Source organism: Denitratisoma sp. DHT3 (genome assembly GCF_007833355.1).
GTDB lineage: Bacteria > Pseudomonadota > Gammaproteobacteria > Burkholderiales > Rhodocyclaceae > Denitratisoma.
Map to the genome: position 1 here is coordinate 3,481,940 of NZ_CP020914.1, position 12,551 is coordinate 3,494,490.

Below are 12,551 nucleotides of genomic sequence, written 5' to 3' on the forward strand. Positions count from 1 at the left end.
CTTTATACTGGCGGCCTTTTCATCGATTGGGGGTTCCATGGATTCCATTCCTAATGGCATACCGCGTCAATTGAGCCGGGCCTGGCTATGGCTCGGGCTCGCGGCCTTGATCGGCTCGGGTTTGCTGGCCATCCTGCTGGTCTTCTCCCGTACGCCGGGATTCCAGGACTTCTTTCCCCTGCGCAATTTCTTTCGCTCCGCGCTGATCGTGCATGTCGATCTGTCGGTGGCGATCTGGTTCATGGCCCTGGCCGCGCTGCTGTGGAGCACGGTCGGGGGGACGCGATTGGCGCTGCTGAGCCGGGCCGGCTTGTGGCTGGCCGCGCTGGGAACGGTGCTGATGACCGTCTCGCCGTTTTTCCCCGACGCCCAGCCGCTGCTGAACAACTATATTCCGGTGCTCCAGCACCCGGTGTTCTACGCCAGCCTGGTGCTCTGTGGCGCGGGCTTCGGCCTGGTGCTGGTGCGGGCGCTGATCACCGGCCAGGCCCTGGCCTCGCCGCTGCACCTCGGGCTCTGGCTGGGCGCGCTGGCGGGCGCGCTGGCCTGGTTCTGTTTCGCCGCCTCCTGGATCGCGCTGCCGACGGCGACGGATCATGTCTATTTCGAGAGGCTGTTCTGGGCGGGTGGGCACACCCTGCAGTTCCAGCACGCGCTGTTGATGCTGGTGGCCTGGTTCTGGATGGCCCGGGAACTGGCGTTGCTGCCGCGGCAAGCGTCGGCGGCCCACGGCGCCCTGTTCGTGCTCGCCGCCCTTCCCCTGCTGGTCGCCCCCTATCTGGTGTTGACCACGGCGGCCGGCAGCCCGGAGCAGATGGGCGGGTTCGCCAAACTGATGATCTACGGGCACATGGCGATGCTGCCCCTGATGGCGCTGATCGTGCCGGCGCTGTGGCGTGGGCGCGGTCTGGCCGATCCGGTGAAGTCGGCGCTGTGGGCGTCCTTCGTGCTCTTCACCGTGGGCGGCGTGCTCGGGCACATGATCCAGGGCGTCAATGTGGTGATTCCGGCCCACTATCACGGCTCCATCGTCGGCGTGACGCTGGCCTTCATGGGTATGGCCTACGTGCTGCTGCCCCAGTTGGGCTACCGGGCGGTGGAGGGCGGGCTGGCCCGCTGGCAGCCTTATGTCTACGGCGGCGGCCAGTTGCTGCACATCCTGGGCCTGGCCTGGTCCGGCGGTTACGGCGTGCAGCGCAAGGTGGCCGGTGCCGAGCAGGTGCTGACCTCGCTGCCGCAGAAGATCGGCATGGGCATGATGGGCCTGGGTGGCTTCATCGCGATCATCGGCGGCCTGCTGTTCGTGGTGGTGTGCCTGAAGGCGATGCGGGGCAAAGCCCGCTAGCCGCTGGCTGAAAGTCAGCGAGAGTAAAAAAGCCATGGGCACCGCCCATGGCTTTTTTGTGCGTGCCCGGTACGGGCGCCATGCTTCGGGGGGCGCGGCGTCAGACCACGGCTTCCTGCTTTTCCACCTTCACCTTGATGAACTGCTCGCGGGAGACGCCCAGCCACATCACCAGGGGGCTGGCCACCAGCACCGAGGAGTAGATGCCGAACAGAATGCCGATGGTCAGCGCCATGGCGAAGTAGTGCAGAGCCTCGCCGCCGAAGATCAGCATCGAGGTGACCATCATCTGGGTGCAGCCGTGGGTGATGATGGTCCGCGAGATGGTACTTGTGATCGCGTGGTTGAGCACCTCGGGCGTGGTCATGCCGCGCTTCTTCTTGAAGGTTTCACGCACCCGGTCGAAAACCACCACCGACTCGTTCACCGAGTAGCCCAGCACCGCCAGCACGGCGGCCAGCACCGGCAGGGAGAACTCCCACTGGAAGAAGGCGAAGAAGCCAAGGATGATCACCACGTCGTGCAGGTTGGCGATGATGGCGGAAACCGCGAAGCGCCATTCGAAGCGCATCGCCAGGTAAATGACGATGCCGACCACCACCAGCAGCAGGGCGAGCGCCCCGTCGGAGGCGAGCTCTTTGCCGACCTGGGGACCAACGAACTCCACTCGCTTCAGGGTCGCCGCATTGGCGGCGTCCACGGTGCGGAGGGAGGCCATTACCCGCTCACCGACCTTGGCGGTCTCGGCATCCTTGGACAGGGGCACGCGGATCAGCACGTCGCGCGAGGTGCCGAAGTTCTGCACCTGGGTGTCGGTGAAGCCGTCGTTGCGCAACCGGTCGCGCAGCTTCTCGAGGTCGGGCGCCTGGGCGTAGCTGATTTCCATCAGGGTGCCGCCGGTGAACTCGATGGAGAAGTGCAGCCCCTTGCCGACCAGGAACACCACGGCCAGGACGAAGGTGATCAACGAAATCACGTTGAACACCAGCGCATAGCGCATGAAGGGGATGTCTTTCTTGATGCGGAAGAATTCCATGGTGCTCTACCTTATTTGGCGGCGATGCCGGGTTTCCAGATCTGGCCGATCGACAGGCTGGCGAGTTTCTTGCGCCGGCCGTAGATCAGGTTCACCAGGGCGCGGGAGACCACCACCGAGCTGAACAGCGAGGTCAGAATGCCCAGGCAATGCACCACGGCGAAACCGCGTACCGGGCCGGAGCCGAAGATCAGCAGGGCGATGCCGGCGATCAGGGTGGTCACGTTGGAGTCCAGGATCGTCGCCCAGGCCCGCTCGTAGCCGGCCAGAATGGACGCCTGGGGCGTGGCGCCGTTGCGCAGTTCCTCGCGCACCCGCTCGTTGATCAGCACGTTGGCGTCGATGGCCATGCCAAGCGCCAGGGCGATGGCGGCGATGCCGGGCAGGGTCAGGGTGGCCTGCAACAGCGAGAGCAGCGCCACCAGGAACAGCAGGTTGGCCGACAGCGCCAGCACCGAGATGAAGCCGAACAGCAGGTAGTAGATCATCATGAACACGGCGATGGCGGCGAAGCCCCACATCGTCGAGTGCAGGCCCTTGTTGATGTTCTCGGCGCCGAGGCTGGGGCCGATGGTGCGCTCCTCGACGATCTCCATCGGCGCGGCCAGGGAGCCGGCGCGCAGCAGCAGCGCCACGTCGCTGGCTTCCTGGGTACTCATGCGGCCGGAGATCTGCACCCGGCCGCCGCCGATCTCGGTGCGGATCACTGGGGCGGTGACCACCTCGCCCTTGCCCTTTTCCACCAGCAGGATGGCCATCCGCTTGCCGACGTTCTCCCGCGTCAGATCCTTGAAGATGCGGGCGCCGGCGGAATCCAGGGTCAGATGCACCGCCGGTTCGTGGCTCTGGCCGTCGAAGCCGGGCTGGGCGTCGGTGAGGCGCTCGCCGGTGAGCATCACCTGCTTTTTCACCAGCAGCGGCCGGCCGCCGCGCTCCACGTAGTACTCGGTGCCGGCCGGCAGCTGGCCCTGGGCCGCGGCTTCCATCACGGTCGGGTTGGCGCTGGCCTCGTCGTCCACCATGCGCAGTTCCAGGGTGGCGGTGCGGCCCAGGATGTCCTTGGCCTTGGCGGTGTCCTGCACGCCGGGCAGCTGCACCACGATGCGGTCGGCGCCCTGCTGCTGGATCACCGGCTCGGCGACGCCCAGTTCGTTGATCCGGTTGTGGAGCGTGGTGATGTTCTGCTTGATCGCGAATTCCTGGATGCTCTTGCCGGCCTGCGGCTTGAGGGTGGCCACCAGTTTCAGGTCGGCGCCCTCCTGGCCGTCGGCCAGCGTCAGGTCCGGCTGCTGGTTGGCGATGGCGGTGCGGGCCTTGTTGCGGGTCTCGGCGTCGCGGAACTTGATCGCCAGGGTCATGCCGTCGCGATTGATGCCCAGGTGACGCACGTTCTTTTCCCGCAGCAGGCTGCGCAGGTCGGCGGCGGTGGCGTCCAGCCGCTTGGTCAGCGCCCCCTTCATGTCCACCTGGAGCAGGAAATGCACGCCGCCGCGCAGGTCGAGGCCCAGATACATGGGCAGCGCGTGCATCGAGGTCAGCCATTCGGGCGAGTTCGACACCAGGTTCAGGGCCACGCTGTAGGCGGCGTTGGCCGGGTCGGGGTTGAGCGCCTTCTCGATGACGTCCTTGGCCTTGAGCTGGGTGTCGGTGTCGATCAGGCGTACCCGGATGCTGTTGGGGTCGGCGTGGAGCCCGGTGGCGGCGATGCCGGCGGACTGGAGAATGTCCTCCACCTTGGACATCAGCGCGGTGTCCACCTTGATCGTGGCTCTGACGCTGGAGACCTGCACCGCCGGCGCCTCGCCGAAGAAGTTGGGGAGGGTGTAGAGCAGGCCCAGGACCAGCGCGATGATGACGGTGGCGTTTTTCCAGAGGGGGTAGCGGTTCATTTTGAGCGAGGCGCGAGGCGTAAGGAGTCAAGACGTCGAGAGGCTACCGGCGGGAGCGAGGCGCAACACCGTCAACACGGGAACGGCGTGGCTCCTCCCGCCGACTCCATCCGCCTCACAGGTTTTTCAGTGTGCCCTTGGGCAGCAGGGCGCCGACCGAGCTCTTCTGCACCAGGATCTCCACCGGGCCTTCCTTGAGATCGGCGACGGCCAGGGTCAGGAAATTCTCGCCCACCTTGGTGACGCGGCCGGCCATGCCGCCCTGGGTCACCACTTCGTCGCCCTTTTGCAGTTCGCCGACCATCTTCTGGTGCTCCTTGGCCTTTTTCATCTGCGGCCGGATCATCAGGAACCAGAGCACGACGAACATCAGGGCCAGGGGCAGGATGCTCATCAGACCGCCGGTGGGATCGGCGGCGGGGGCGGCGGCTTGGGCGTAGGCGTTTGAGATCAGCACTGTTTTCTCCGGTAATTCAATAGGGTTAGCGGGTGATTATAGCGGCCCCCGGGCCCGATTCCGATGGAATTCGGCAATCGTCCCGGCGAGGTCGCCGCTCTCGATGGCGAGCCGCAGCTCGGCCATCAGGGTCTGGTAATAGAACAGGTTGTGGATGGTGTTCAGCCGGGCGCCCAGAATCTCGCCGATGCGGTGCAGATGGTGCAGGTAGGCGCGGGTGAAATGGCGGCAGGTGTAGCAGCCGCAAGTCTCGTCGAGCGGGCGGGCGTCGCTCTTGTGGCTGGCGTTCTTGATCTTGACGTCGCCCCAGCGGGTGAACAGCCAGCCGTTCCTGGCGTTGCGGGTGGGCATCACGCAGTCGAACATGTCGATGCCCTGGCTCACCGCATACACGATGTCCTCCGGCGTGCCCACCCCCATCAGGTAGCGCGGCTTGTGGCGCGGCAGGCGCGGCGCGGTGTGGGCCAGGATGCGGGCGAAGTCCTCCTTCGGCTCGCCCACCGAGAGGCCGCCGATGGCGTAGCCGTCGAAGCCGATCTCCGTCAGACCGGCCAGCGACTCGTCGCGCAGGGGTTCGTACATGCCCCCCTGGACGATGCCGAACAGGGCGTTGGCGTTGCCCAGGCGGTCGTGCTCGTCGCGCGAGCGCCGCGCCCAGCGCAGCGAAAGGCGCATCGAGTCGCCGGCCTGCCGTTCCGTGGCGGGGTAAGGCGTGCATTCGTCGAAGATCATCACCACGTCCGAGTTCAGCACGTGCTGGATCTGCATCGAGTCCTCGGGGCGCATGAACAGCCGGTCGCCGTTGATCGGCGACTGGAACTTGACGCCCTCCTCGGTGATCTTGCGCAGGTCGCCCAAGCTGAACACCTGGAAGCCGCCGGAGTCGGTGAGGATCGGCCGTTCCCAGCCCATGAAGCGGTGCAGCCCGCCGTGGGCGCGGATGATGTCCAGCCCCGGGCGCAGCCAGAGGTGGAAGGTGTTGCCCAGCACGATGCGGGCGCCGATCTCCTCCAGTTCGTTGGGGGCCATGGCTTTCACCGTGCCGTAGGTGCCCACTGGCATGAAGACCGGGGTCTCCACCACGCCATGGGCCAGGGTCAGGCGCCCGCGCCGGGCGGCGCCGGCGTGGGCGAGCAGGTCAAATCGCATCGTCGGGGTTCCGGTGGATCAGCATGGCGTCGCCATAGCTGAAGAAACGGTATTCATGCTCGATCGCATGACGATAGGCGGCGCGGATGTGGTCCATGCCGCCAAAGGCCGAGACCAGCATCAACAGCGTCGACCTGGGCAGATGGAAGTTGGTCAGCAGCAGGTCCACCACGCGGAAGCGGAAGCCCGGCGTGACGAACAGGTCCGTCTCGCCGCCGCCGGCCTTGAGTTCTCCCGCCAGCGCCGCCGATTCCAGGGTGCGCAGGCTGGTGGTGCCCACCGCCACCACGCGGCCGCCGCGCGCGCGGCAGGCGGCGATGGCATCCACGGTGGCCTGGGGCAGTTGCCAGCGTTCGCGGTGCATCCGGTGTTCCGACAATTGCTGGACCCGCACCGGCTGGAAGGTGCCGGCGCCCACGTGCAGGGTGACGTGGGCGGTCTCGACGCCCCGTGCGCGCAGGCTTTCCAGCAGCGTCTGGTCGAAGTGCAGGCCGGCCGTGGGCGCCGCCACGGAGCCACGCTCGCGGGCGAACACCGTCTGGTAGCGCGACTCGTCGGCATCGCCGGCGGCGCGCTCGATGTAGGGGGGCAGCGGCAGGCGGCCGTGGCGCTCGGCCAGCGCCAGGGCGTCGCCGGGAAAGCGCAGGCGATAGAACTCCCCCTCCCGGCCCAGCACCTCCACCGTCAGCGCATCCTCCAGCAGCAGGCGGCTGCCGGGCTTCGGCGACTTGCTGGCCCGCACCTGGGCCAGCACTTCGGTCGCATCCGCCAGCGGGCGCTCCAGCAGCACCTCCACCGCCCCGCCGAGGTTAACCTCGGCGGGGTTCCCTTCAGGGACGGCCCCGATCTTGCGGCCCAGCAGGCGGGCATGGATCACGCGGGTGTCGTTCATCACCAGCAGGTCTCCCGGCAGCAGCAGGTCGGGCAGGTCGCGGATGGCGCGGTCCCGCAGACGCCGGCCTTCCATTACCAATAGACGGCTGGCGGCGCGCTCGGCCAGGGGGGCCTGGGCGATGCGTTCCGGCGGCAACGGGTAATCGAAATCGTCGAGAGTCGGCATAATCGGTTGAAGCGGGCGCGCAATTCGCGGATAATGCGCCCTCCTTTCCGCAGGGCGCGCCATTCTACGCGACCCTGCTCCCGGCCGGGATGGCGGAATCGGTAGACGCAGCGGATTCAAAATCCGCCGCCGCAAGGTGTGGGGGTTCGAGTCCCCCTCCCGGCACCAGCAGGTAGTCCAATCCACTCCAGGAAGATCCGGAACGCCGCTCGATGGCGGGTTTTCCCTCGGGGAAAAAATCCCATGCCCTCACGCGTTGCGGAAGAACCCGGCCCCGCGGCGTCGCATTGCGGATCGCTCCCGGCCGCGCGCCGCGCGGATCTTCCGCGCCATGACGTTCTTCTGCGACGTTATGACGCACGCAGTCCGGGCGGCGCTTTCCTAGAATCCACAGCTTTGTGAATCTCCTGGAGTCGTGAAATGAAGCAACGAACCCTGGCCGTGCTGCTGGCCGCACTACCCGCGCTACCTCTTGTGTCGATGGCGCAGGAAGCCAAGAAATTGAGTCCGCTGGTCATCACCGCGCCGGCCGCCGACAGCCAGTCGCCCGGCGGCGTGCCGGTCGATGGCCAGGGCCTGCGCTCCCTGCGCGCCGCCACCAGCGATACCGCGAGTTTGCTCACGGATGTGCCCGGGGTTTCACTCTACGGCGCCGGCGGCGTCTCCAGCCTGCCGGCCATCCACGGCTTGGCCGACGACAGGTTGCGCATCAAGGTGGATGGCATGGACCTGATCGCCTCCTGCCCGAACCACATGAACCCGGCGCTGTCCTACGTCGATCCGACCAACGTCGGCAACATTAAGGTGTATGCCGGCATTTCGCCGGTGAGCGTCGGCGGCGACAGCATCGGCGGCAGCATCATTGTCGAAACGTCCGCGCCGAAATTCGCCGCGCCCGGCCAGGGCAGCCTGCTCGAGGGCGAGGTCGGCGCCTTCTACCGCAGCAATGGCAATGCCTCCGGCGCTAACCTCTCAATGACCTACGCCACCGATTCATTCAACATCAGCTATTCCGGCGCGTCCGCCAAGTCGGACAACTACAAGGCGGGCGGCGACTATCGGAACTTTGCCGTGACGGCCGCGACCAACCCGGCCAATGCCGCCGCGGGCGTACCCTATCTGCGCAAACTCGGTTCGACAGAAGTCGGCTCGACGGCGTACGAAACGCGCAACCACACGCTGGGCGTCGCCTTCAAAGGCGGCGATCACCTGATCGAAGCCAAGCTCGGCTATCAGGACATGCCCTACCAACTCTATCCGAACCAGCGGATGGACATGCTAAACAATGAACAGTTGCGCCTGAATCTGCGCTATCTCGGCCAGTTCGGCTGGGGCAATCTGGAAGCCCGCGCCTACCATGAAAAGGTGGATCACTTCATGGACTTCGGGCAGGACAAGCTCTATAGCTACGGCAAGCTGCTCAATCTGTACCCTGTCAATGGCATGCCGATGTACACCAAGGGCAAGACCAATGGCGCATCCGCCAAGGCGGATATCGGTCTCAACCCGCGCGATCTGCTGCGGCTCGGCGCCGAATGGCAGACCTACCGGCTCGACGACTGGTGGCCGCCGGCACCCGACTGCGGCTATACGGGAGCCGTTGCCAACTGTACCGGCGGCATGGCGCCCGACACGTTCTGGAACGTCCGCAATGGCAAGCGCGACCGCATGGCCATCTACGGCGAGTGGGAAGCTGCATGGAGCGCGGCCTGGCAAACGCTTGCCGGCCTGCGTTACGAGCGGGTCAAGACAGACAGCGACGATATCCAGGGTTACAACACCGGCATGATGTACGCCAGCAGCGTGGTCGGCACGCGGCAAGCATGGAATGACTTGGATCGAAAGCGCGCCGACAACAATGTCGATGTCACCCTGCTGGCGCGCAACACAGTGGATAGCCATAAAACCTTCGAATACGGCTTTGCCCAGAAGACCCGTTCGCCCAATCTCTATGAGCGCTCCCCGTGGTCCACCAACAGCATGGTGATGGAGATGAACAACTTCGTCGGCGACGGCAACGGCTATGTCGGCAATCCCGATCTCAAGCCGGAAGTGGCGCGGACCCTGAGCATCACCGGCGACTGGCACAGCGAGGATCGCAGCTACGAGTTGAAGATCACGCCCTACTACACGGCGGTGAAAGACTACATCGACGCCGTGCGGCGGCCGACGAGCGGGACGGACCAGAACGCCACCAGAACGACCGGCTTCGTGAAGCTTTCTTACGCCAACCAGACGGCCCGTCTCTACGGCATCGACATTTCCGGCCGCATGCCGCTCGGCAAGACCGGCATCGGCGATTTCGGCTTGAAGGGGTTGCTCAATTACACGAACGGCAAGAACACCGACACGGGTGATGATCTCTACAACATCATGCCGCTCAACACCAAGCTGGCTCTGACGCATCAGAGTGGCAGTTGGAGCAACAGCGCCGAACTGGTGGCGGTGAAATCCAAGAACGATGTCTCCGATGTGCGCAACGAGATCAAGACGCCGGGCTACAGCCTGATCAACCTGCGCGGCAGCTATTCCATGCAGAAGCTGCGTTTCGACTTCGGCATCGAGAATCTTTTCGACCGCAAGTATTACCTGCCCTTGGGCGGCGCCTATGTCGGAGAGGGGGCCACCATGTCCCTCAACAACGAAGCAGGCATCGTCCGCCCCGCCAACCCAGGGGTTGGCGGTTCTTATGGCACCTCAGGCTCGGCGTCGATGTGGGGTACTGCTGTTCCCGGCCTTGGTCGGACGTTCTACGCCGGCATCACTTACAAGTTCTGAGTAGGTCCTGGCGCCTGCCATGGCGGTGGTATTCTGGCGACCCCGGAAAACCATGAGTCATGGCAGGCAACATCATCACAAGGAAACCGCGCGTCCTGGCGCTGCTGCTGGTCGTCGCTCTGCATGCGCTCGTCCTCTGGGGGCTGTTGCGTCAGCGCCTTCCGCTTACCGCCGCGGATGCAGTATCCGTCACCGTATCCGTGATCGTGCCGCCGGCCGACGTGCCGGCGCACAAGGCGAACACACCTCCGCCGCGGCCGCCTGTCTCGCGGCCTCCATCGCCTGAAACGCCGCCGCCGGCGATTGTGGCGGGTGCGCCCTCCGCGATTTCCGTGCCGGCAGCCGAGGCATCGCCGGCCGTGGTTCCGGCCGCCGCGCCGTCAGAGCCCGTCAGATTGGGCGGCGAACTCTCCGCCCATTGTCCGGCGCGGGTGGCGCCGGAATACCCCTTCATCTCCCGGCGCCTGGGCGAGGAGGGCAGCGTGCTGCTGCAAGTCGAACTCGATGCGCAGGGCCGGGTGGATGCCGCGCGGATCGTGACATCGAGCGGCCATGCCCGTCTCGACGAGGCCGCGCTGCTGGCCGTGCGCGGGTGGCGCTGCACCCCCGCGCAGCGCAACGGCCAGGCGGTCCGTTCCATCGCCCAGCAGCCGTTCGAGTTCGTCCTGCAGCGCAATCGGCCCTAACGCGAACCGCGAGCGCCGGTGCCCGTGCTAAAAACCGCTCATAACGAACAAGCCGAATCAAGCGGAGGTGAGCGATGAAGGCGGTCGTCTTGCAGCGGGTGGGTGACCCGTCCCAACTGATCCATCAGGAAGTGCCGACACCCGCGGTGACGCCGGGCCACGTGCTGGTGCGGGTCCATGCCTGCGGCGTCGGCTATCGCGATGTGATCGACCGGCGCGGCGACGTGCCGATGATCCGCACGCCCATCATTCCCGGCCATGAATTCGCCGGCGAGGTCGTGGCGGTGGGCGCCGGCGTGGCGCGCTGGGTGGTGGGCGACCGGGTGCTGAACCTCTATACCGCCAGTTGCGGCCACTGCGAACATTGCCTGGGCGGCGACGAGCGCCGCTGCCGCGCCGGCGGCGAAGCCTTCGGCCTCACCGCCGACGGCGGCTATGCCGAATACGCGCTGGCCCACGAGCGGGCGCTGGAGCGGCTGTTGCCGGAGATTCCCTACGACGTGGCGGCGACGCTCTACTCGGCCACCGGCGTCGGCTTCAACAACACCGCCCATGCCGCGCGGGTGGAACCGGGCGAGCGGGTACTGGTCACCGGTGCCAGCGGCGGGGTCGGCTCCGCCGCGTTGCAGACCGCCAAGCTGCTGGGCGCCGAGGTCTGGGCCGTCACCTCCAGTCCAGCCAAGGCCGACGGCTTGCGTGCGCTGGGTGCCGATCACGTGGTCGTCAATGGCGCCGGCGACTTCCACAAGCAGGTGCTGGCGGAAACCGGCGGGCAGGGCGTGGATGCGGCCATCGACTGCGTCGGCACGCCCACCCTCAACGGCTGTCTGCGCAGCCTGCGCCCCTACGGCCGGGTGGTGGTGGTGGGCAACGTGGATGCCCGGCGCTTCGAGCTGAACCTCGGCTACATCCTGGTGCGCGGCCTGTCCATCATCGGTTCCGACAACGTGACGCGCGCGGCCCTGCGCCAGGTGATGGCGCTGGTGCGCGACGGCCGCATCGAGCCGCTGATCCATGCCCGTCTGCCATTGGCCGAGGCCGCCGAGGCCCACCGCCTGCTGGAGGCCCGCGGCGCCAGCGGCCGCGTGGTGCTGATTCCTTGAGCCGGCCAGGCCGGAACCCGACTTTCACGATAACCCACTCCGCGACTCACCATGAACCCGTCTTCTTTCCTGCTGCATGCCGACTACCCCGAGGCGCTGAGCGGCGAGACCACGCCGCGCAGCGTCGGTGCACATGACATCGTCACCTTCGGTTGCCTCACCGGCGACTACAACCGCTTCCACATGGACGACCATTACGGCGCCAGCCTGCCGTACGGCAGCCGCATCGCCCACGGCCTGCTCTCGGCCAGCCTGGCGCTCGGCGGGCTGGCCCAGGATGCTCCCCTCGCCGTGGGCCGGCGCCATGGCGGCGCCTATCTGTCCCATTTCGAAGTGAATTACCGGCAGCCGGTGTTTCCCGGCGATACCCTGCGCACCCGCTGGTCCCTGGCGAAGCAGGCCGACGCGGGCGAGGCCTTCGCGCCGGTGCGGACCGGCTTCGACGTGCTCAACCACAAGGACCAGGTGGTCAGTGACGGCCATCTGCTGCTGCAGCTGCCCACCGCCACGGCCGTCCGTCACGCCCCGCCACCGGGTCCCGCGGCCTGGCCCGGGGCGTACTTCGATCCGGAGCCCGGCCGGGTGTACTTCCTGGAGGATTTCCAGCCCGGCAGCCACGCCGGTGAAACCGAGGGCCGCACCCTGACGGAAGCCGACGTGATCCACTACGGCGGCTTCACCGGCGACAACGGCGGTCACGCCGGCGATGCCGAATTCGCCCGCCAGGGCCTGTTCGGCGCGCGCATCGTGCAGCCCCTGCTGGCCTTCGAGATCGGTTTCGCGCTCTGGCTCAAGGACTGGTGCCGCATGGGCACCCCCGACAGCGGCCTGGCCGGCCACCTCTGCGACCGCTGGACTTTCCACGCGCCCTTCCGCATCGGCGACACCTTGCGCTGCCGTTACCGCACCCTTTCGGCACGCGCTTCGAACAGCCGGCCCGAAATGGGGCTGTTGATCTGCGGCCTGCAAATGATCAACCAGCGCGACGAGGTCAACCTGGCAGCGGAGGTGGTCATGATGTACCCTGCCCGCAAAGTCTGATCCCCCC

General features: G+C 66.5%; 10 protein-coding genes and 1 tRNA gene. 6 read left to right on the forward strand and 5 right to left on the reverse strand.

The genetic code is table 11. The annotated features are described in order from the left end of the window. Positions 1–37 precede the first annotated feature (37 nt). Positions 38–1,345: a cbb3-type cytochrome c oxidase subunit I gene (locus B9N43_RS16165; protein WP_186453872.1), complete on the forward strand. Its 1,308-nt coding sequence runs from the start codon at positions 38–40 to the stop codon at positions 1,343–1,345. Positions 1,346–1,445: 100 nt separating this feature from the next. Here the strand turns inward: B9N43_RS16165 and secF are convergent, their stop codons facing one another. The 5 genes from secF to queA all read right to left on the reverse strand — a co-directional run bounded on the left by secF (position 1,446) and on the right by queA (position 6,936). Continuing rightward, the gene (gene secF / locus B9N43_RS16170; RefSeq protein WP_145843228.1) at positions 1,446–2,381 is read right to left on the reverse strand and encodes a protein translocase subunit SecF; all 936 of its coding nucleotides are present in this window, start codon (positions 2,379–2,381) and stop codon (positions 1,446–1,448) included. A gap of 11 nt (positions 2,382–2,392) precedes the next feature. Next, entirely contained in the window at positions 2,393–4,270 is a 1,878-nt protein-coding gene (secD, locus tag B9N43_RS16175) for a protein translocase subunit SecD (RefSeq protein WP_145843230.1), read from the reverse strand. Between the two features lie 115 nt (positions 4,271–4,385). Beyond that, positions 4,386–4,727: a preprotein translocase subunit YajC gene (gene yajC / locus B9N43_RS16180; protein ID WP_145843231.1), complete on the reverse strand. Its 342-nt coding sequence runs from the start codon at positions 4,725–4,727 to the stop codon at positions 4,386–4,388. 36 nt (positions 4,728–4,763) lie between these two features. After that, entirely contained in the window at positions 4,764–5,876 is a 1,113-nt protein-coding gene (gene tgt, locus B9N43_RS16185; RefSeq protein ID WP_145843232.1) for a tRNA guanosine(34) transglycosylase Tgt, read from the reverse strand. Next, positions 5,866–6,936, reverse strand: coding sequence for a tRNA preQ1(34) S-adenosylmethionine ribosyltransferase-isomerase QueA (queA, locus tag B9N43_RS16190; RefSeq protein WP_145843233.1), 1,071 nt, complete (start codon positions 6,934–6,936; stop codon positions 5,866–5,868). The genes tgt and queA overlap by 11 nt, the downstream gene beginning before the upstream one ends. Before the next feature lie 83 nt (positions 6,937–7,019). Between queA and B9N43_RS16195 the strand changes: the two genes are divergently transcribed. The 5 genes from B9N43_RS16195 to B9N43_RS16215 all read left to right on the forward strand — a co-directional run bounded on the left by B9N43_RS16195 (position 7,020) and on the right by B9N43_RS16215 (position 12,544). Further along, a tRNA-Leu gene (locus B9N43_RS16195) sits at positions 7,020–7,104 on the forward strand. 252 nt (positions 7,105–7,356) lie between these two features. Continuing rightward, positions 7,357–9,714, forward strand: a complete 2,358-nt coding sequence (locus B9N43_RS16200; RefSeq protein ID WP_145843234.1) for a TonB-dependent receptor — start codon at positions 7,357–7,359, stop codon at positions 9,712–9,714. A 59-nt stretch (positions 9,715–9,773) separates the two neighbouring features. After that, positions 9,774–10,400, forward strand: coding sequence for an energy transducer TonB (locus B9N43_RS16205; protein ID WP_145843235.1), 627 nt, complete (start codon positions 9,774–9,776; stop codon positions 10,398–10,400). A 74-nt stretch (positions 10,401–10,474) separates the two neighbouring features. Then, positions 10,475–11,503 (forward strand): zinc-binding alcohol dehydrogenase family protein, encoded by a 1,029-nt coding sequence (locus B9N43_RS16210; protein ID WP_145843237.1) that lies wholly within the window; start codon positions 10,475–10,477, stop codon positions 11,501–11,503. A 51-nt stretch (positions 11,504–11,554) separates the two neighbouring features. Next, positions 11,555–12,544, forward strand: a complete 990-nt coding sequence (locus B9N43_RS16215) for a MaoC family dehydratase (RefSeq protein WP_145843238.1) — start codon at positions 11,555–11,557, stop codon at positions 12,542–12,544. Positions 12,545–12,551: the final 7 nt, after the last annotated feature.